Here is a 21,407-nt window from a genome sequence, read left to right as displayed (position 1 = left end):
GACGGTGGCGTGAGGTTGAGAGAGGGTTTAGGATTTAGGATAGATAGGCTAAAATGGATAAAGTGCTAAAAAAATCCAATTAATCATTTCTACTTCATTCAAAACCTAACCTAATCACTCCCCCAAAACCCTATCCAACTCTTCAATCAACTTATGAATACGCGCCGCATTTTTGCCCAAATCGCTCCCACCAACCCGTGACTTGCTACGAATATCGACCAAACGTTCACTACTGTTATCCGTGATACGCACGACCACATCATCTTTAAAACCGAACCAAGCAGTCGTATCTGTCGCTTCAATGACGCCTTTATCCGCATCGATATTGACAAGCTCCCAACCTAAATTATCGATGGCTTGTTTGGTTGCCCCAACCAACTCAGATTTTGACTGGCTATAGCGTAATGTTTGTAATTTAGGGTAGGCGGCGCGCTGCTGCGTTGCAGTCTCTACACCTGCATACTCAACTGGGTTTGGTGCATCAGCGCGCAGTGGAGCAATGGCCACAAATTCAGGTGGATTCACTAAGTCGGTTGAAATATCGTGAATGGGCGGTACATTTTTAGCGCTATTCATCATGCTTAGTGGAATAGCAATGGCAGTGATAGCAAGCGCTGCCGATGTTAATGCGCTACTAAGGCTAGCCGTGTCTCGTTTAAATAAAAGCTGTATGCCTAATAGTAACAATGCTGCGATACCAGCAAATACACCAAACTTAAACCCTGCAAACGCAGTCGCTAAATCGACTAAGCCAAATTTGTAAAGCGGACCTGCGAGTGTGACTAGCAAAATAGAGATTAAACTTATCAGCCCAACGAATATTTTCATTCAATTTCTCCATCATAATTTAGTACTGATTAATCGCTACGCAAACGGGCTTATTAACGACTCATTTTATTTATTAACCACTCATTCCAATAGCCAAACATGCTTCGAAACTGTTAGCTCAGGTGCCGATCCTATAGAAGTAGGTTCACTCGTCAGTTCGCTGATATGATAGTTATCGCCATAATATTGCTTTATTTGCTCGCTACTGATAGAGAACGGCGGCCCCGCTTTTTTGCTTTGGTCATAAGTGAGAGTGATGATAAATTGTGGTGCATGACCACTTATTTTACGTATATGCTCGCTATACTTCGTACGCATGTTTTCTGGCAGCGCAATCAATGCGGCTTTATCATACACCGCCTTTACAGATCCGATATCCTCAGTCGTTAGTGCAAAAATATCAGCAACCCATAGGGTAATGGTTTGTCCTGACAACTGACCTTGATAGTATTTAATGGCTGGATTGTCTAGATGCTGGTGCACAGTAGGGGAGATATTCTGCTCAGCAAAAAATGCTTGTACGGCTGTTTCTACCAATTCAACGCCTACAACGTCGTAGCCTTGCGCTGCCAGCCAAGCCATATCAATCGATTTACCACATAAAGGGACAAAAACGCGGCTACCAGCTGGCAGGTTTAACTGCTTAAAGTACCTCATTAATAATGGATTCACTGTAGACTGATTAAAGCCAATGCGTTTCTCTTGCCAGCGGCTGTGCCAAAATTCAGCGTTCATACCTTCGCCTTTATTCGTTGAGGGTTATATTTGAGTTGTTTCTATCATAACTGTTTGAGTGAGAATGCTAAAGATGTTAAAAAGCCAAACGCTCATACAATAAGCGTTTGGCTATAATAAAATGCTGAGATATTTTTTATTTTAAATAAAAAATATCTTTATTCTGTCGTTTAGCTCACCATATATTGACTAAACTCTTTACGCAATTTGGCAAGCTTTGGTGGTATGGCAAAGTTGCAATACCCTTGTCCTGGATTCTTATTAAAGAAATCCTGATGGGTCTCTTCTGCTTGATAAAACTCAACGGCAGGGTGTACTTCGGTGACCACATTGACGCCCATATCGCGCAGTTTGTTGATAGTGCGGTCAATCGTTGGTTTCTGGTTTTCTTCGGTATAAAAAACCACGCTACGATACTGGCTACCGACGTCATTGCCTTGACGATCCATTGTGGTGGGATCATGGGTGGCAAAAAAAACATCAAGTATCACTTCTAACGGGACAATAGAGTCATCGAACTCGATTTTGATGACTTCAACGTGCCCTGTATTGCCACTACAGACCGCTTCGTAGTTGGCAGAAACAGCGTCACCGCCCATGTAGCCTGAAACGACAGATTGCACACCTTTTACGGATAAAAATACCGATTCGGTGCACCAAAAACAGCCACCGCCCAAAATAATGGTTTGCATAATTTTTCCTATTTTTATAAATATAAAATATGAGCCAAGTGTTTTTTACTTAGCAATACGTATTTAGCTTAGCAGGGCATCTGACCGCGATAAGTAACAAACAGTAATGTTATAATGGGCTTTTGCTACGTCGTGCCGCTTTCAGCTAATAATGACAAGCAAGACCATCAATTATTTCCTAATTTAAGTTCTATTATCACAAAATGAGTCGCACCATGAGTCAAGCTAAGCCTGCTATTGTTAAACACGACACCCTATTTGACAAACCGTTTACCACGCCACTCGATAAAGCCGCGCGCTTTTCTTTCGATGAGCAAGTGGTAGCTTGTTTCCCTGATATGATTCGTCGCAGTGTGCCTGGTTATGGTCAGGTGCTGGCGATGCTGCCCATATTTGCCCGTCGTCACTGTAAGTATCGTCAACAGAGCGATAGTGGTCAGCGCGTCAGTCGAGTGTATGATTTGGGCTGTTCACTGGGCGCAGCAAGTATGACCTTGGCAGGCGAGTTTGAGCCGCAAGATTTGCAGATTAAAGCGATTGATATCTCACCAGCGATGACGACCGAAGCGACCACGCTACTGAGTGACAATTATCCTGCACATGACATCGAAGTGATTACCGCTGATATTCGCGATGTGGAACTTGAACCCTGCGATATGGTGATTTTGAACTTAACGCTACAGTTTTTGCCAGCTGCCGATAGAGTCGCAGTATTAGAGAAAATTTATGCAGCGTTAAGTGAAGGTGGGATACTGGTATTAACTGAAAAAACCCATGCTTTTGATGAGCAATATGATGCATGGTTGGTTGAGCGTTATTACGACTTCAAGCGTGCCAATGGTTATAGCGAGATGGAAATCAGTGGTAAACGTAATGCACTAGAAAACGTCCTTATCACTGATACATTAGATGAGCATCATGCACGTTTGAATGACGTTGGCTTTCAGCGGCATCTCACATGGTTTCAGTTTTTAAACTTTGTGTCTATTGTGGCGTTTAAATAATCCTTATTTTTAACACAGTTTTTTTGATCAATACGGTAACCTGCTTTTATGCTTAACGAAACTATCACCCACGCCGAACGCGAATTATATTTAACCTTGTTTGAGTTAGCCCAGCAGCAGCCGAGTGCTTATGAATGGCTTACGCGCTTGCCAACATGGTTAAATGATATCAAGGACAAAGCCAACTACGCGCATGCACCTGCTTATCAAGCGTCAGTCGCTCGTTTGCCAACATTAACCGTCAATAATGTCGATCTAAACAGTGATGTCCTGACGATTGAGGCAAATCTTAGTGAGTCTCAGCGCAAACAAACAATGGCATTATTAAAACAGCTGATGCCGTGGCGTAAAGGACCTTTTCAGATTGGTGGTCAGCTCGAAAATCAAATTGATAGTGGTCAGAATGAAGACCAACAAGCCGCGCCAATATTGATTGATACCGAATGGCACAGTGATTGGAAGTGGCAAAGAGTCGCACCGCATTTGGGTAATTTAAAAGGTCGTCGCGTATTGGATGTAGGCGGTGGCTCTGGCTATCACGGCTGGCGTATGGCTGGCGCTGGCGCGGATACGGTCATTATCATTGATCCGTCTTGCTTGTTTTATCATCAGTTTATGGCGATTCGTCATTTTGTCGGTGCAGCTGATAGCTATAAAACGCATTATATCCCCGTACCACTTGAAGCATTGCCCGAGCATAGCCAATTATTTGACACCGTATTTAGTATGGGTGTGCTCTATCATCGCCAATCGCCGTTTGAGCATTTACAACAGCTTAAAGGGCAGTTGGTCAAAGGCGGTGAGCTGGTGCTTGAAACCTTGGTTATCGAAGGTGATGCCAATACCGTACTGGTGCCACACGACCGCTATGCCCAGATGAATAATGTGTATTTTTTACCATCAGTGGCGGCATTGATAGGCTGGCTAGAAAAAGCTGGATTCTCAGAGGTACGCTGCGTCGATGTAGCAGTGACTTCGATTGAGGAACAACGTAAAACTGAGTGGATGACTTATCATTCGCTAGCCGACTTCTTAGATCCTAATGACTCGACTAAAACCATGGAAGGGTATCCTGCGCCGATGCGTGCAACTTTGATTGCAAAAAAGTAGCGCGTGCGTACTGTATCACTCATAAGGAAAATGGGTAGTGAAAAAAATAACGATTTTGCTCAGCGCTATGATGGGCTTGCTGCCATTGACGTCCATATCAGCTCATGCTGCCTATGGTACACCATTTGAAGGTTGGGGGTTTGTTAAAAATGATTGGCAAGTGGTTTGTGATAATACATTGACTTGTCGCGCAGCAGGTTATGCAGATGAGAGTATATTCGATACGCCAGCTTCTATTTTATTAACCGTCATACCCAAAAAAGCTTTGCCGATTGCCCAAATCCAGTTTTTATCACAAACCTCAGACAAAACCTACCATAGTGCTGAACTGTGGTTAAATGGCAAAAACCAAGGCATGCTACAACCAGATGCTGATGGTTCTGCGTACGATTTAACCGCCAAACAAACTCAGCAGCTTCTAAGTCATTCGCGTCAAAATACTAAGATAGAGATAAGAGCAGGTGATAAAAATTGGTCTATTAGTGACAAAGGCATGAGTGCCGTGCTGCTAAAACTTGATGAGGTGCAAGGCAGAGTAGGCACGCCAATAGCATTGGTGAGTAAAAACCACGCTAGTAAGCAAATACCCAAATCTGCTAAAGCGAAGCCTGTGATTAAAAAAGCATATGCCTATGCTGACAACAAGCAACTGGATTCGTCAAAGTGGGCCTATTTTCAAGCGAATATAAATAAGTGGATCGATATTGATGCCAAGGAGCTTATAGGCTCTGAAGATGATATGGGAGACTGTGAGCTGATTAATCCAAAAACCGAAGTGTATCAACGAATGCAAGAGTATGGTGTCGATAGACTGGATTGGACGTTTACACCCGTAGATGCCACCCATACGCTTGCTAGCCACCTGTGCTGGCAAGGCGCCTATAATGAGAGTTCAGGTTATTGGCTTATTAATCATGACAAACCAAGCAAGCCAAAACTGATCACTACGGCAGGCAATGACTATTCTGATGGCGAGATTTGGGCCACCCATAAAGATCGAGGGGTTGGTGATTGCTGGAATCATGCGATATGGGTTTGGAATGGTCAAACATTTGCCAAATCGGAAGATTCCAGCTCAGGAATGTGTCGCGGTTTTGCTGGTGGTGCGTGGGGGTTACCAACTTACGTGAGTGAAGTCGTAAAAAATGGTAGCAAGGCTCAGTGAGTGATATTCTGATAGGAATGATTGACACACTATAAAGTGAAGCCGTCATGAGCCATGCATTTTTTTAATTGATTATTTAACCGTCTATTTACAGTGATAGGCGAGTTATTTATTACCTATCATTGACAGTGAAGACACGGCTTAATTATATAAAAATTATATCAACCACCTTTTAAAAGCGACTTCCAACAATAGCTTGAGTAAGAAGCCCACAAACCCTGCGCCTAGTGCTAAGAAAATCCAAAATGTACCCGCGCGCCCAGCTTGAGATTCTTTAGAGATATCCCACATAATAAAAAATAAGAAGGCGATGAATATGGGTAGTAAAACATACAATCCCCAACTGGTAACTGTACTGGCAGCAATAGCAAACATGGCATAATCCTATAAAGTAGTAACGCCGTCTTTATTTATTTCTATTATTTTATGGATCTTTTGATAATAATTGCCTTCAAAATGAAGTATCACCATTCATGATATAAGCAGTAATCCATAAAATAAGTCAGAAAAAAGCAGGCAGCAATACAAACCGTTATTATAACGCGGAAGCGAGCAGGTATAAACTGCTGCTAAGTATGAGACAACAGTAACGCTACAATTTGCAGGGCTGACTGATCGGTAACAGCGCTAAATGCTGATCTATTTAAAATATTTTAATCTGACTTATCGTGAGTGAAAGCACAGACAACACCTGTTAGAGCGTGTCTTCAATTCAATCGATTAACCTCTAAATGGGCTAAAAATGGCTAAATTTTGCCAAACATCGTTAAATAGCTTATCAATATCTCGATATTATTTGCGCTATTTTCCTTGCTTGACAGCAATTTATCTCATGTTTATTACCATTTTTAAAATGAGGACACGCCCTAGTCACCTAAATTATCAGTGTTAACTGTCATAACCGTAAGATTTTAGTGCTAATTTTGGTGCAAATGGTGCAATGCAGAGCAAAGATTGTTATATTTACAGGTTACTTATCTTTTTTGTATTATTTTATCCCCTGCAATGTCGGTCGCTATTATAATAGGCAGTTATTGGCTGCTCGCATTCGCCACATTTTTATACCGTTTTTGTTGTTTATTTAACTGAGTTCAAATCCTTATGTCACAAGCCCAAATTGATACACTTGCATCACTATTTAACGATGCGATTCAAACCCTACAAGCAGATGGCACGCTACCAAGCGATTGGCAAAATAATAGCCAAATCACCCGTACTAAAGACTTAAGCCATGGTGATTTCGCCAGTAATATCGCGCTGACAGCTGCCAAAGCTGCCAAGGTCAATCCACGACAGCTTGCCGAAAAAATCGTCAATGCGCTGCCTGAAAACCAAGACATTCGCCAACTAGAAATCGCAGGTCCAGGCTTTATTAACGTGTTCTTAAATGCGGAAGCCAAATTTGCGGTATTAGATGATATCTTTGCATTGCAAGATCGCTTCGGTTTAAGCGATCAGTTTGACGGGCAAAAAATTCAGGTTGAGTTTGTCTCTGCCAATCCAACGTCAAGTTTGCACGTTGGGCATGGTCGCGGTGCAGCGTTCGGTATGAGCGTGGCAAACCTGCTGGAAGCGATTGGTTATGACGTCACGCGTGAGTATTATGTCAACGATGCGGGTCGGCAGATGGACATCTTGGCGACCAGTACCTATTTGCGTTATCTGGAAACCAATGGCGAGCAAATAATCTTCCCAGTCAATGGTTATCAAGGTGATTATGTCAGTGACATCGCCCAAACGTTAAAAGCGCAACACGGCGATCATTACGTTCATAGCTTTGCAGCAATCGCTAAAGATGTGCCAGCAGATGCTGAGTTTGAGATCAATGCGGACGGCGAAAAAACACTGCTATCAGGTGACAAAGAAGCGCATATTGATGGCTTGATTGCCAACAGTAAAGCCTTGCTTGGTGAGGGCTATGAGCTGTTTTTAAATGCGGCATTGAGCAGTATTTTAGCCGATATCAAAGATGACTTAAATGACTTTGGTGTGCGCTACGAGTGCTGGTTTAGCGAACGGTCTATTGATAGCGATATTGAGCCAGTCTTACAGACCTTAGATGAAAAAGGCTACCTATACGAAAAAGACGGTAATATTTGGTTTAAATCAACCGATTTTGGTGATGAAAAAGACCGTGTTGTGCGCCGTGCCAATGGTCAATCTACTTATTTTGCCTCTGATATTGCGTATCACAAAAACAAATTTGATCGCGGTTTTGATAAAGTGGTCAATGTTTGGGGTGCCGATCACCATGGTTATGTGCCACGCGTAAAAGCCGCTTTATTGGCGCTTGGTATCGATGCTGAGCGTTTAGATGTGGTGCTTGTGCAATTTGTTGCACTATGGCGTGGCAGTGAAAAAGTGCAAATGTCCTCGCGCTCAGGTCAATTTGTCACCCTGCGTGATTTACGTACCGAAGTTGGTAACGACGCCGCACGTTTTTATTATGTCGCCCGTAAGCCTGAAGTGCATATTGATTTTGATTTGGAGCTGGCTAAATCACAAAGCAAAGACAATCAAGTGTATTACATTCAATACGCGCATGCTCGTGTTTGCCGAGTATTAGAAAAACTACAAAATAGTGGTCTTGTGGTAGACGATGCGATTGGTTTAGAACATCAAAACTTACTTAGCGCACCAAACGAAGACGAGCTGATTAAATTATTAGCAGGATATCCAGCGACATTATTACGCGCCGCGACGGGTTATGAGCCACATGTCTTGACCAACTATCTTAAAGAGTTGGCAGCGCTATTTCATGGTTGGTATGACAGCAATCGCATTTTGCCAGTGAGTTTGACCTCAGGTGAGACACCAAGCTCGGATGAGATGGATTTGATGCAAGCCCGTTTGCGTTTGTCTAAAGCCGTACGTCAAGTATTGGCCAATGGTCTTAGTTTGTTAGGGTTGTCGGCACCATCTAGCATGTAGTTTTTTTCTAGTATATAGTAACTTTCTAACATGTAGTATGAGTATAGATGACTGCCAGCCATAATTTGATGATAGTTAGATTCAGTAGGGAGAACCAGATCCATGCTAGCCAAAAAACCTAAAGGTGCGACTGAAAAACGCAAAACAAGTAGCGTATCAGGCTTATTGTGGATGTTTGTCGGGGCTGTATTGACCCTTATGATAGGGGTATTTATATACTTGTCACCATTATTTGATTTCAGTCCCGCTGACAGCACCGCTGGTAATGATCCTGATCGTCAGGTACAGCCACGTGTCGACACTGATACTGATAATGGTGATTATGAGTTCTATGATATTTTGCCCAATCAAGAGATGGCGACTATTCCTGATGAAGATATTGCTGAGACAGGCAATGATCGCATAGGGGATATCAGCGCCTTTGAGCCTGATGTGGTGGTGACTCAACCTGAGGATGGCTCAGCCAGTCGCAATGATGATACTGGTAACTTTGGTATCTCTGAAAATACAGTGATTGCGCCCAGTCGTGGCAATAGCGCTGCTACCAGTAATAGCGGCGATGACATTGTGATCGTTGAAGAAGACGCGACCTATGATGGATCGACGCCTACTAGTAGCAATAATACGTCCACCAATAATGCAGGCGCAGGTACTGCTAGCGTTCAGGCTGCAAAACCTGCGGCAACTTACATTTTGCAGATCAACAGCTTTGGTGATGCGGATGAAGCAGATCGCCGCCGTGCCCAAGTGTTGATGGCAGGTGTAGACGCTAGAGTGGTTAAGAATACGACGGGTAATGGTTTGCCAATTTATCAGGTTATTTCTCGCCCGATGAATAATCGCCAAGCAGTAACCACTGCTCAGCAGCGCCTACAGAATAATGGTATTGATTCCATCATCGTTGAACAGCGTCGTTAAGTTGCGCTATTTGATAGCAGTTTTAGTTCCTTATGAATAATAAAAAAAGCGTCGCAATGACGTTTTTTTTATCTCTAATTTTTAGCAAAGTTATTTTTTCTGTTGGTTTATTACCTTTCATCAAAAATTTTATAAAGAGCGTGGCTATGACTGTCTCTCATTTAGCAACACCGCCTACCAGCTTTATTAAAGCATTTTTCCAAAAGTATTTTATTGATGCGTTTACTGGCATGGCTTTAGGGCTATTTGTCACATTGATTGCTGGTCTAATCATCTCGCAAATCGGTGGCTGGTTAGATTTGCCCGCATTGGTTGCGGTGGGCAAGCTTGCCTCAGTACTAATGGGTGCAGGTATCGGAGTAGGGATCGCTTATTATCTTAAAGCACCGACGCTCGTCATGCTCAGCTGCTTGGTGGCGGGTATGCTTGGCGCACACTCTGAAGCATTAATGGCAGGGACGTTATTTATGCCCCAAGTAGGCGGACCTGCGACCTTTGCCGCCTTACCGGGCAATCCGATAGGGGCGTATTTGACCTCGGTATTTGCTTATCGTGCTGGTACTTGGGTCGCTGGCAAAACCAAGCTTGATATTCTATTGGTTCCTTTATTGGTATGCGCGGTAGCATTAGCAGTTTGCGCCCTATTGAATCCACCTATCGTCGCTGCGGTCGCTGCCATTGGTCAAGGTATTCAAGCGGCCACTGAGTTACAGCCTCTGTTAATGGGTATTGTGATTGCAGTGGTAGTGGGTATTTTATTGACATTGCCAACGTCCAGCGCTGCCATTTGTATCGCAATTGGGCTTGGTGGCGTAGCAGGCGGGGCAGCAGTAGTAGGCTGTGCGGCACACATGATTGGCTTTGCCGTTGCAAGCTTTAAAGACAACGGCGTCAGTGGCGTAATATCTCAAGGTCTGGGCACCAGTATGCTACAGATTCCTAATGTGTTAAAAAAACCGCTGGTGTTATTGCCTGCTGTGATTGCCAGCGCCATCGTTGGTCCTATTGCGACCGTAGGTTTTGGACTGGCATGTACAGCAACGGGTGCAGGTATGGGTACCGCTGGATTGGTCGGCGTATTTGGAGTGATTGAAGCGTCACAAGACATCATGAGTACGGGTCAATTATGGACAGCGATTATCCTGTTGATGTTTGTATTACCTGCCCTAATTGCAGGGGTGGTCGCTCATGTGATGCGCCGCGTGGGCTGGCTGGTTGATGGTGATATGAAATTGCCTTAAATTAAAGATAAAGGACGCAAATTGTCCTAACTATCCATAATAAAAAAGCCCAGCTATTTAAGTAGCTGGGCTTTTTTATGGCAATTTTTAAAGGTGCTTAAAACTAGCGGCGTACATCTTTAGGGGCATCACCATTGGGCCAATCTTTGTCTTTGTTGGCTTTGATAGGTCGCGGCAGATGGGTAAAGTAAGCGGCAATATCGACCGCTTCTTGGTCACTAAGCGAGTTACCTTGACCAAACGGCATTTTGCCCTTGATAAAGGCAGCTGCTGTATAAGTTCGCGCCATACCTGCGCCATCGTTGAAGGACTTGTCTCCAGCTACTGCTGGATAGATATAAGTGCCATCGTCGTTATATTGACCTTCGCCGTTTTCACCATGGCAAACGCTACATTTTTCAGCAAACAGCTTTTTACCATTGTCCGTATTTGGCTCTAAAGTTTTGTCTACCTTAACAAAACCGCGACCTTCAGGCGAGACACCATAAGGCAAACCCTGTGATAGCCAGCTCATATAAGACACCATCGCATTCATATCATCTGAACCTAAGTCAAGCGCTTTGCCATTCATTGAGCGTTCAAAACAGCCATTGATGCGCTCTTGTATTGAATTAACGCGACCAGCACGTGACCGATAAATAGGATAAATGCCCGGCATACCATTCCAAGGCGCCGCGTAAGCCTCTGAGCCGTTACCCAAGTGACAGCTGGTACAATTCAACTGGTTGCCGACATTATCAGGCATTTCTTTATAAGTATGATTGGCGATTTGTAAGCCGCGACGTACTGCTGCGCCAAACTCATCATCTGGAATAGTGGACTCATCTGGCATGCTAACGGTCAGTTTGGCGCTTGGATTTGCAGCCATCTCGTCTTTAATTTCTGCGGCACGTGCCTCAAGTGACTTAACGCGGGCTAATGCTTCAGCTTCTTCGACACGGTCGACAGCCTTGGTATCTGATTCACTACAGCCTGACAGGCTAACCGCACCAATAGCAAAGATAGCAGCCAGTAAAACGGAGGAAGAGGGTTTGACCCTTAAAAGTATTTTCATTGGAATATCCTTATTATCAAAAATAATATGTAATAATATATTTTTATGATAATTTAGCTGTCAAAATGACAGAAGTAATCTTAATTTTTGCGCAAAAAATCTGAATGAGACATCAATCTGTAAGTTGCTAGAAACATAATTGTACCAAATATTAAATACTTAAAGTATATAAATAGATAAAGTGTTTTGGCTTTAGAGTGATATGAATTAATTTCATACCGTATGAAGAACGATATTGAAAGACAGTATTGAAATTCTATCGATCAAAAAAGCGCTTAAATATTATCAATATTTAAGCGCTTTTTTGTGGGTAGTGATTTTTAAAACATACTATTTTGGCGTGCTTGACTTTTTATGGCGGCGTGGTTTGAGCTTACGAGAGAGCGTATGGACATCGTTCAATATTTGACTGTATGTCGCTGGAAAGACACGCTGTACCGCGTCGATTATTTTGGCATCATTGCCAATCAGACAGCGCGGTTGATTGGTCGCGGCAGCCTGCAAAATAATCAAAGCGGCATTGCTTGCATCAAATTTCAGGAATTTATTAAAGCTCTGAATGGCTTTGGGGCCAGTACGCATGCCAATATCATTGATACTGTCATTACCACGGGCACTATTGGCAATATTGGTTTTAATACCGCCGGGATGGATGCAGGTCGCTGACACACCGCAGCGCTGAATATCTAGCTCTTGACGCAAGCTTTCAGTAAAGCCGCGTACAGCAAATTTACTGGCGTTATACGCAGATTGTGACGGCTGCGCAGTCAAGCCAAACAGGCTTGAGATATTAATGATGTGACCATGCTCGTTAAATTGGCGCGATCTGTTTTTTTTGCTGCCATTCGTCGATTCGCTTTGTTTGACACTATTTTTAATCAATGGCAAAAATGCCTTGGTGCCATAGACCACACCCCAAAAATTGATGTCCATCACCCATTCAAGCTCGCTAATACTACTGCCTTCTACGGTCGAATATAGCGCCACGCCTGCATTATTAAAGATGAAGTTCACTTTGCCATGGTCTGCCATGACGCTATCTGCCCACGCTTCCACGGCTTTATTGTCTGAGACATCAAGCACCGTCATAGTCGCTTTTATATTATAACCGACCAGCAATTCTTTGGTCTGTGCCAGTTGCGCCGCGTTGATATCAGAGAGCGCCACGTGGCAGCCCATCTTTGCCAAATGAATAGCTAACTCGCGCCCCATACCAGAGCCAGCACCCGTAATAGCCGCGACACGATTATGGTAATAAGGAGTAATATCTTGGTCTATCGTGGTATGAAAAGGCAAGTGTTGACGTAATGAGGTTGCGATAGAAGTAACATTGTTAAGCATGATAAACAGTCCTTTGTTTCATCAGTGATAGGTGTTGGTAGCACATTTACCTTAGCATGCTTTGTGGTTTTAGCTGTAAACGATTGATAGACGCCGCTGTCACTTTATCCATACATTGGCTGTCATAAAAAAATTATAAGTGAGCAGCCATAAAAAAACGTCTAGTATAAGATATGCTAGACGCCTTTACTTCAATGACAGTTTTAATAAAGCTGATAACAACCGCTAAGCATCTATCGCTATTTGCTCTGAGTCGTCGGTAGAAAAGATAATTTCAGGTGTTTTACCTTCATTAATCACTTGCTCATCGACGATGACAGTCTTGGCGTTTTTCATCGAAGGCAACTCGTACATAGTCTCAAGGAGCGCATTTTCAACGATAGAACGCAAACCACGAGCACCAGTCTTACGCGCCATGGCTTTTTTGGCAATCGCATCGAGCGCTTCTTTGGTAAAGCTAATGTCAGCGCCTTCCATATCGAATAGATACTTATATTGCTTAACCAAGGCATTTTTTGGTTCTGTCAATATCTGAACCAATGCGTCCTCGTCCAGCTCTGTGAGCGCAGCGAGAACAGGAAGACGACCGATGAGCTCAGGAATGAGACCAAATTTAATCAAATCTTCAGGCTCTACTTGTTGCAGTAATTCTGAGCTGCGTTTGCTATCATCTTTTGAGCTGACATCGGCGTTAAAGCCAATACCGCCTTTTTCGGTACGCTGCTGAATAACCGCATCAAGACCGGCAAACGCCCCGCCGACGATGATTAAGATGTTACTCGTATCAACTTGGATCAGCTCTTGCTGTGGATGCTTACGACCACCATGTGGCGGAATGGCAGCGACCGTACCTTCGATAAGCTTTAGCAACGCTTGCTGTACGCCTTCGCCTGACACATCACGGGTGATAGACGGGTTGTCGCCTTTCTTACTGATTTTATCAATCTCATCGATATAGATGATGCCTTGCTCTGCTTTACTGACATCATAATCTGATGCTTGTAGTAGCTTTTGCACGATGTTTTCGACATCTTCACCGACATAACCTGCTTCGGTCAAGGTCGTCGCATCGGCCATCGCAAAAGGCACATCCAGTAGACGAGCCAAGGTTTGCGCCAGTAAGGTCTTACCAGAACCCGTTGGGCCAATCAGCAAGATATTGCTCTTAGCCAATTCAACCATGGCATCGTCAGCGCCAATCTTCGCTTTTTTGCTGTCATTGGCTAAGGTTTGGCTAACTTTTAGGCGCTTATAATGGTTATAAACGGCAACTGCTAAGGCTTTTTTAGCAGCGTCTTGTCCAATGACGTATTCGTCAAGCTTGGCACGCAGCTCTTTTGGCGTTGGTAGTTTTTTATTGACCCAAGACGTATCAATGTCGCTGTCATCATCGCCATCTTCAGCGCTATCAGCGATTAAATCGGTACATAGCTCAATACATTCATTACAGATATTGGCATCGTCAGCGGCAATCAGCTGCTGTACATCGCTTTTGGCTTTGCCGCAAAACGAGCAATGCGGGGTGTTATCTTCTGCCATAAAAGGCGCTCCTAAAATTTAAAACTTACAAATATTTTGATTTTTTACATCAAAGCCAAAACGTATAACGCTCAGGCTTTTGATGCCCATCAAAGCTTTTGCTCTTATGCGGTAATTATAAAGAAGTAGGGCGGCGCTCTAATACTTCATCAACCAGACCGTATTCTTTGGCTTCTTTCGCATCTAACCAAAAGTCACGCTCAACGTCTTTTTCAATTTTCTCTAATGGTTGACCAGTACGTTCTGCCAAAATCTCATTTAAACGGGCACGCGTTTTTAGAATTTCACGCGCATTAATTTCGATATCGGTTGCTTGACCTTGCGCGCCGCCTGAAGGCTGATGAATCATGACACGAGCATTGGCAAGAGAGTAACGTTTGCCTTTTTGACCAGCCGCGAGCAAGAACGAGCCCATGCTATAAGCGCCGCCCATACAGATGGTCGATACTTCAGGTTTGATAAAGTTCATGGTATCAAAGATTGCCAAGCCTGCACTCACTGAGCCGCCTGGTGAATTGATATACAAGTGGATGTCTTTATCAGGGTTTTCCGCTTCTAAAAATAGCAACTGTGCAACAATCAGATTGGCCATGTGGTCTTCGACTTGACCGGTCAAAAAGATAACGCGCTCACGCAATAGACGCGAGAAAATATCAAACGAGCGTTCACCACGAGAGGATTGTTCAACGACCATTGGCACTAATGCTGCATGCGCAGCTTGAGGGGCGCTTTGGGTATATTGCATGCCTTGTGCGTCATTGTGCGCACTCATCAGCATATCAAAATGTGGGTTGGCAGTGATGCGATCATAATCTGTCATAAAGATGTCCTGTTTATAAGTACATAAAATAAAGGGATTGAAGCTAGCGAGCGGCTACGCTTGTATGGCTGCTCATCATGCTAGATGTTGCCGCTTTTTAATAATATTCGCTGGCTGAAATAATAAGCGCCAGATATCGCTAAAAATAATTGAGCTAATGGTAACTTTTTTATTGAGGCAATAGTAACTTTTTCATGTGAAAAATAATTTTCTATTTATAACATGAGTGCTATTAATAAAATGATTGACTCACTATTAATAAGGCGTCTGTAACCATTTATCAAGGGGCTTGTTGATAAACTGTCCATAAAGATAGCATATAAATCCCCAATAAAAATGCCCTAACACATATGTTAGAGCATTGCGTTAGAGCATTATGTTAGAGCATGTTTAGATTGAGATTAGCAATTTGCCATTCAATGGCAAATTGCTAAGTTATCTCACTAAATTACATGCCTTGCTGCTGTTGTTGCTGTGCAGCTAGCAAGTCTTGGTAGCTAACTTCTTTGTCAGTTACTTTACCTTGCTCGATTAAATAATCAACTACTTGGTCTTCTAGTACCACAGACTCAATGTTCGCGCGCTGCTGCTTGTCATTGGTGTAATACTCGATTACTTCGCTTGGATCTTCGTAGTTTTCAGCGGCTTCTTTGATGAAGGTTTCAACGCGTTCTTGATCGACTTCTAAGCCTTTGGTATCGATAACGCGAGCAACGATGATGCCAAGACGGGCAGCACGTAGCGCTTGCTCTTCAAATAGCTCATTTGGTAGCATGTCTTTATCGAAGCTATCAGCATTGGCACCGAACTGCTGAGAAAAACGTTGCATCATCATATTGCGCTGACGCTCGATTTCTTGCTCTAGCATGGCGTTTGGTACGTCAAATTCGTTCTTTTCTAGCAATGCGTCAAAAGTCGCTTGCTTAACTTGGCTACGCGCAGCGTTTTTGATTTCGCGTTCCATGTTTTTGCGAACGTCTTCTTTCAACTTCTCAACGCCGCCTTCTTTCACGCCGAATAGCTCAAGGAACTCTTCGTTGATTTCTGGTAGCTTAGATTTTTCAACCAATTTTACGTTGATTTTGAACTGAGCTTCTTTACCCGCTAAGTTTTCAGCTTGGTAATCTTCTGGGAAAGTGACGTCGATAACTTTCTCTTCGCCAGCTTTCATGCCTTTGATACCCGCTTCAAAACCAGGAATCATCTGGTTGCTACCGATAACCAGTTTGAAGTCTTCAGCAGAACCGCCTTCGAATTTTTCGCCATCGATAGAGCCTTCAAAGTCAAAAGTTACTTGATTGCCTTTGTCCGCTTTACCTTTTTTCTCAACGAATTCTTCACGTTGCTTTTGAAGGTTTTCGATCATAGTGTTGACGTCTTCTTCGCTTACTTTAGCCGTGTGACGTTCAACTTCGATCTCATTGATACCTTGCACGTCTACTTCTGGGAAGATTTCAACAGTGGCTTGATAAACCAAGAAATCATCTTCAAGTTTTACGTCGTCGATGTTAGGCATACCAACCGCGCGGATGTCTTCAGATTTGATCGCTTCAAAAACGGTATCACGGATCACATCGTTGATAACTTCTTGTTGAATGCCAGCACCGTACTGAGAGCGGATGTGTGACATAGGGACGTTACCTTTACGGAAACCGTCAATCTTGGCAGTTTTCGCAACTTGGCGAATACGACCTTCGACTTTGTTTTGAATTTTTTCGACAGGTACTTTAACTGTCAATTGGGTTTCTTTATTAGATAGCTTGTTGGTTGTGACTTGTAAATCTGTAGCCATGTTAATTACACCTTTAGGATTAAATAGTACGTTTGATTAAATAGTACTTAGGGTTAAATGGTAATAGACAAACCGTGCCTCAAATTACGGGCGTGTACCATGGGTTGCCGTTGGAATAAATAGGGGATAGCGATAGCGCGCAATGTCAAAGTCAGTACCTTGAGCAATCGCCTTTGGTCACCACTGGCGCTGACTGATACTAAAATGTGAAACGGTTATCTTAGTAATAGGCGCTATCAGATATCAATCATAAACCGTTAATGCACCGCATAATAACGCTTTTTGGTGAATTATACAGACAAATAACGGCTTTCAACAAAATTTTAAAAGTAGAACAGTATAATCTATCTGTTTATTAAAGTAAAAATTATCTCTTTATCGTTAATTCCCTTTGAATCTGCTACATCGTCAATCTCGCTTAAACTACGATTTGTATCTCTGTGCTCGACTTTCTTGTATTAGCATTAATAGCTAAAGGAATAAATTGAATCCACTATAAGATTTAAGGGTTATCTACAACGGCAACTGCGTCAATAATTGCTGAATCGCTTGCCCCCGATGACTAATGCTATTTTTATCAGCAGCACTTAAGCTCGCGGCGCTAGCTTGCAACTCTGGCAACCAAAACAGCGGATCATAACCAAAACCGCCGTCACCATGCGCTGTCTCTAATATCTCACCCTGCCACAGACCTTGCGCGATAATCGGTAGCGGATCATCAGCATGGCGAACCATCGCCAGTACGCAAACAAATAACCCTTTAATAGGCTCGCTCGCGTGCTCAGTACGAATAGGCTGCAAGTCAGCGATGAGCTTGATGTTGTTTTTACCATCATTACCATGCTCACCAGCATAGCGAGCAGAGTAGATGCCCGGTGCGTTACCTAATACTGGCACACATAGTCCTGAATCATCAGCAATCGCAGGCATTCCGCTGATACGGCTTGCATGACGCGCTTTAATAATAGCGTTTTCTACGAAGCTTAGCCCATCCTCAACTGCATCTTCGATATCAAGCTGACCTTGCGGGATGATCGTCACATCCAAATCTGCCTCGGCAAACAGCCTTTTAAACTCAGCCAGTTTGCCTTTATTATTACTGGCGAGCACCCATTGATTATCAGGAGTCGATTGGGTGGATGATCGTGAGGTATTCGTGGTGCTCATAGGGTTATTCCGTTATTTCATTATTAAGAATATGATTAGTGAAAGTATCATTATCGAAAGTATGGTCGGTTTTTAAATTATAGCTATTTCTTAATGACAATTTCATCAGTTTATCAGTCAGCTAAGTGCCTAGCACGATTGGCATGCTAAGGCATTCTGCGCTTAGTCTATAGACAACCAAAGGCTATACTAACAGTGTTATCCATAACATTTGGTAACTGATATTTGTCACCACTGTTGCTATAATAGCCGCCAAGCTACCGTGAATGATATCTTATGGCTTGTGAATGTTAAGTTAATAAATGCTTATAAAGTCAAGCACTTGGCTTTTGAGCAAACTGTAACAAAAGTAAGTTAATTTTGGATTCATAATAATACGTGATACTGTGTTAAACAATAAACGGTATTAAGCAATAACATTCATTTCAAACAATAAACTCAGCCAATTTAGTCCGTTATTTTATCGTGTTTTTTATCATGTAAAAATAGCGTAAAATTCAGTCTCTATAATGAGTTTTTATAAAATGACGGCTAAAAACAGCAAGGATAAAATAACTATGTCAAACATTACTTTACCAGAGCTACCATACGCAAAAGATGCACTAGAGCCACATATCAGCGCCGAGACGCTAGAGTATCATCACGACAAGCATCACAATGCCTACGTGACTAAGCTCAACGAATTGCTACCAGGTTCTGGTCTGGAAGACAAAACATTGCCAGAAATTATCGTAGCGACTGCTAAAGATGACAGCAAGCAAGGTATGTTCAACCAAGCAGCCCAAGTATGGAACCACACGTTCTATTGGAACTGCATGACGCCAACCAATGGCGGCGGCGAACCTACTGGCGATCTAAAAGCTAAAATCGAAGAAGACTTCGGTAGCTATGATAAGTTCCGCGAAGAGTTCAAAAATGCAGCATTGACTCAGTTCGGTTCAGGTTGGGCATGGCTAGTCGCTGATAAAGTCGGTGGCAAATTGTCTATCGCCAAAACCGCTAACGCTGACACACCACTTGCACATGACCAAATCGCAGTATTGACTTGTGACGTATGGGAACATGCGTACTACATCGATTATCGTAACCGTCGTCCTGACTATGTTGACACGTTCCTAGACAAACTAGTGAACTGGGACTACGCAAACGCTAAATATAAAGGTCAAGATGCTGGTGTTGAAGAGTAATCTTTAACCACTAAGTATTTGATTAATAAAAAAGGACGCTGAGAGGTGTCCTTTTTTTGGTTTGGATTTATATAAAAAATGGCTCTTTTGGGATTGTCTAATTAGTTAGGTTCTTTCTCATCTAATAGTTGTATTTTAGTGGAACTTAAATCAATGAAGTTTGCGATTTCTCTTACAGAAATTAATGATAGCTTTTTAGTATTTAATTCATAATAGCGTTGGTTATTTTGCCAGCTAAAATTGTATAAAAGCTCTTGTCTATCAGAATATAGGCTTTCTAGTCTTGCAGGCTTATCATTGACTTTATCGTTCAAGAAATCCTCAATCACTGTTAGCCTGACGGAACCGTTTTTAGGTATATAATGTTCTGTGAGCTCAATAACAGATTGACCATTATTGATATCGTAGACCTGATAAAATATATTGTATTTGTTATTAGCTAATATGCCAGAGCTATTCAAACCTACCAACTTACTATTATAAAAATTATCTAAGAGAACTGGCTCGAATGTTAATTTATATTTAGCTTTATTGATATCTTCATCTAGGGCTTGGAAGTTATTCTTAGCCTCACCAATCATTGTCTCATCAAACTCTGTTGTCTGTATGCCACCACTAAGGCTGCCAGTAGTTTTCAAATTTTTTAATGCAGTTAAGGCTTCGTTTCTTTCAGATTCTATTAGGTTAGATAATTTGATGTAGTGTATGCCCATATCCTCTTCTTCTAAACCAAAAGCTTTGTAGGCTTTTTGCTGATTATTTTCACTATCTACGTCGATAATATTCGCTACATTAGGGTTTATCAGAAATAAATATATAATAAGAATAAAAGAAATTGTACCTAATCCTAAAAACACTATAAGGTTTTTTCTCATAAGAACGACTCTTTACTATAGTGATAAATGGCAGCTTTTTACAGCAGTAAAAGGGTGGATTTAAGTTCCCAAGCTAACTTTTCTACTATGTTTCTAAGAAGCTACAATAACCTAAAAATATAGATTTTCATCTAAACTAGAGTTAGTTAAACCCTCTGATATACAGCGTGGGGAGTAGTGCTACAACACCTCAAACCCAAACTTACCCAACGCTTCCCTCAACATCGCAATATTATAATAAGCATGCGCATTAACGGTATTTTGAAAGAAAATATAGAGCGTATCAAAATGCTGATGCTGATTGGCAATCGCTTGCGCCCAGTCATTCATCTCAGCTTCACTGTAGCGATAATCATGACGGTCAGCAGCACTCATCGCATCCCACCAGTTCAGATTATTACCATGCATCCGTAGATAGCCAGTTCGCTCGGTAAATATCAATCGTGATGGCGGTAGACCGCTGACTTTGGGATAATCAACGCTACACCAAATCAAACCTTGCTTGACGAAGCTATCGACCACTTGCGGCGTATGCCAGCCATTATGACGGAACTCAATGGCGAGTGGATAGTCTTTGAACCAACTAACGAGATTAGCCAAATATAGACGATGCTCACGAGTACGATCAAAGCCATGGGGAAATTGTAATAGTAGTGGCGCTAGAGCATTGGCTTCGATAAGCGGGGATAGGGCATTTAAAAATGCTTGCGCGTGTTCGGCAGTACCTTTACGCGCATGAGTGAAGTCTTGATGAAGCTTGACGGCAAATTTCAATTGGCTATTCGCTTCGGCATAGGCTTTATTGACCATACCTGTAAAGGCTTTCTGTCCGATAGGGGCATAAAAGGTACTGTTGATTTCTACTGCACTATATTGCTTGGCGTACTCGCGTAAGAAGTCCGTTTTTTTGGTGCCAGTTGGATACAGCGTACCGAGTAAGTCGGTATCGCTATAGCCGCCAGTGCCAAGGTAGATACACGGGATAGGGTTACTGTCCATGTTGACCAC

Annotated in this window: 19 protein-coding genes; 7 read left to right on the top strand and 12 right to left on the bottom strand. The window is 42.6% G+C overall.

Translation table 11 applies throughout. The features are described from left to right. Nucleotides 1-114: 114 nt before the first annotated feature. From JMW94_RS06370 to msrA, 3 genes are all read right to left on the bottom strand, one after another. The gene (locus tag JMW94_RS06370; protein ID WP_201603167.1) at nt 115-828 is read right to left on the bottom strand and encodes a DUF1499 domain-containing protein; all 714 of its coding nucleotides are present in this window, start codon (nt 826-828) and stop codon (nt 115-117) included. Nucleotides 829-909: 81 nt separating this feature from the next. Next, entirely contained in the window at nt 910-1,563 is a 654-nt protein-coding gene (tmpT, locus tag JMW94_RS06365) for a thiopurine S-methyltransferase (protein ID WP_201603163.1), read from the bottom strand. Nucleotides 1,564-1,733: 170 nt separating this feature from the next. Beyond that, nucleotides 1,734-2,255 carry a peptide-methionine (S)-S-oxide reductase MsrA gene (gene msrA, locus JMW94_RS06360; RefSeq protein ID WP_045448022.1) on the bottom strand — a complete coding sequence of 174 codons (522 nt, stop codon included), beginning with the start codon at nt 2,253-2,255 and terminating at the stop codon, nt 1,734-1,736. 203 nt (nt 2,256-2,458) lie between these two features. Between msrA and cmoA the strand changes: the two genes are divergently transcribed. Genes cmoA through JMW94_RS06345 form a run of 3 tightly spaced genes read left to right on the top strand, consistent with a single transcriptional unit; the run spans nt 2,459 to nt 5,534 of the window. Next, nucleotides 2,459-3,259: a carboxy-S-adenosyl-L-methionine synthase CmoA gene (gene cmoA / locus JMW94_RS06355; protein ID WP_201603150.1), complete on the top strand. Its 801-nt coding sequence runs from the start codon at nt 2,459-2,461 to the stop codon at nt 3,257-3,259. Nucleotides 3,260-3,307: 48 nt separating this feature from the next. Further along, on the top strand, nt 3,308-4,369 hold the full coding sequence (cmoB, locus tag JMW94_RS06350; protein WP_201603135.1) for a tRNA 5-methoxyuridine(34)/uridine 5-oxyacetic acid(34) synthase CmoB: 1,062 nt from the start codon (nt 3,308-3,310) through the stop codon (nt 4,367-4,369). Between the two features lie 37 nt (nt 4,370-4,406). After that, nucleotides 4,407-5,534: a DUF1176 domain-containing protein gene (locus JMW94_RS06345; protein ID WP_201603132.1), complete on the top strand. Its 1,128-nt coding sequence runs from the start codon at nt 4,407-4,409 to the stop codon at nt 5,532-5,534. 156 nt (nt 5,535-5,690) lie between these two features. Here JMW94_RS06345 and JMW94_RS06340 read toward each other — a convergent pair whose 3' ends face one another. Next, nucleotides 5,691-5,909, bottom strand: a complete 219-nt coding sequence (locus tag JMW94_RS06340) for a DUF2788 domain-containing protein (protein WP_045448016.1) — start codon at nt 5,907-5,909, stop codon at nt 5,691-5,693. A gap of 726 nt (nt 5,910-6,635) precedes the next feature. Here JMW94_RS06340 and argS point away from each other — a divergent pair. The 3 genes from argS to JMW94_RS06325 all read left to right on the top strand — a co-directional run bounded on the left by argS (nt 6,636) and on the right by JMW94_RS06325 (nt 10,624). Next, a complete protein-coding gene (gene argS, locus JMW94_RS06335) occupies nt 6,636-8,465 on the top strand; it encodes an arginine--tRNA ligase (protein ID WP_201603130.1) in 1,830 nt (609 codons plus the stop codon). A gap of 102 nt (nt 8,466-8,567) precedes the next feature. Then, entirely contained in the window at nt 8,568-9,383 is an 816-nt protein-coding gene (locus JMW94_RS06330; RefSeq protein ID WP_201603126.1) for an SPOR domain-containing protein, read from the top strand. A 146-nt stretch (nt 9,384-9,529) separates the two neighbouring features. Further along, nucleotides 9,530-10,624, top strand: a complete 1,095-nt coding sequence (locus JMW94_RS06325) for a PTS transporter subunit IIC (RefSeq protein WP_201603122.1) — start codon at nt 9,530-9,532, stop codon at nt 10,622-10,624. A 103-nt stretch (nt 10,625-10,727) separates the two neighbouring features. On the opposite strand, the gene JMW94_RS06320 is transcribed toward JMW94_RS06325, so the two are convergent. The 6 genes from JMW94_RS06320 to rdgB form a co-directional block, all read right to left on the bottom strand. Continuing rightward, nucleotides 10,728-11,678: a c-type cytochrome gene (locus JMW94_RS06320; protein WP_087814797.1), complete on the bottom strand. Its 951-nt coding sequence runs from the start codon at nt 11,676-11,678 to the stop codon at nt 10,728-10,730. Between the two features lie 330 nt (nt 11,679-12,008). After that, nucleotides 12,009-13,019, bottom strand: coding sequence for an SDR family NAD(P)-dependent oxidoreductase (locus tag JMW94_RS06315; RefSeq protein WP_201603118.1), 1,011 nt, complete (start codon nt 13,017-13,019; stop codon nt 12,009-12,011). A gap of 225 nt (nt 13,020-13,244) precedes the next feature. Next, nucleotides 13,245-14,558, bottom strand: coding sequence for an ATP-dependent protease ATP-binding subunit ClpX (gene clpX, locus JMW94_RS06310; protein ID WP_087814795.1), 1,314 nt, complete (start codon nt 14,556-14,558; stop codon nt 13,245-13,247). A gap of 115 nt (nt 14,559-14,673) precedes the next feature. Next, nucleotides 14,674-15,378, bottom strand: a complete 705-nt coding sequence (clpP, locus tag JMW94_RS06305; RefSeq protein ID WP_270896824.1) for an ATP-dependent Clp endopeptidase proteolytic subunit ClpP — start codon at nt 15,376-15,378, stop codon at nt 14,674-14,676. Nucleotides 15,379-15,826: 448 nt separating this feature from the next. After that, the gene (gene tig / locus JMW94_RS06300) at nt 15,827-17,170 is read right to left on the bottom strand and encodes a trigger factor (protein WP_201603103.1); all 1,344 of its coding nucleotides are present in this window, start codon (nt 17,168-17,170) and stop codon (nt 15,827-15,829) included. A 513-nt stretch (nt 17,171-17,683) separates the two neighbouring features. Then, nucleotides 17,684-18,337: an RdgB/HAM1 family non-canonical purine NTP pyrophosphatase gene (gene rdgB / locus JMW94_RS06295; RefSeq protein WP_201603100.1), complete on the bottom strand. Its 654-nt coding sequence runs from the start codon at nt 18,335-18,337 to the stop codon at nt 17,684-17,686. A 557-nt stretch (nt 18,338-18,894) separates the two neighbouring features. Between rdgB and JMW94_RS06290 the strand changes: the two genes are divergently transcribed. Next, nucleotides 18,895-19,524: a superoxide dismutase gene (locus tag JMW94_RS06290; protein ID WP_045448006.1), complete on the top strand. Its 630-nt coding sequence runs from the start codon at nt 18,895-18,897 to the stop codon at nt 19,522-19,524. A gap of 101 nt (nt 19,525-19,625) precedes the next feature. Here the strand turns inward: JMW94_RS06290 and JMW94_RS06285 are convergent, their stop codons facing one another. Both JMW94_RS06285 and JMW94_RS06280 read right to left on the bottom strand, forming a co-directional pair. Beyond that, nucleotides 19,626-20,399, bottom strand: a complete 774-nt coding sequence (locus tag JMW94_RS06285) for a hypothetical protein (protein WP_201603085.1) — start codon at nt 20,397-20,399, stop codon at nt 19,626-19,628. A 180-nt stretch (nt 20,400-20,579) separates the two neighbouring features. Continuing rightward, a complete protein-coding gene (locus JMW94_RS06280) occupies nt 20,580-21,398 on the bottom strand; it encodes a DUF72 domain-containing protein (protein WP_201603081.1) in 819 nt (272 codons plus the stop codon). Between the last annotated feature and the right edge of the window lie 9 nt (nt 21,399-21,407).

Origin of the sequence: Psychrobacter immobilis, from assembly GCF_904846185.1 — a bacterium.
In the GTDB taxonomy this organism is placed as follows: domain Bacteria; phylum Pseudomonadota; class Gammaproteobacteria; order Pseudomonadales; family Moraxellaceae; genus Psychrobacter; species Psychrobacter immobilis_B.
This window is presented reverse-complemented; position numbering and strand designations above follow the sequence as displayed.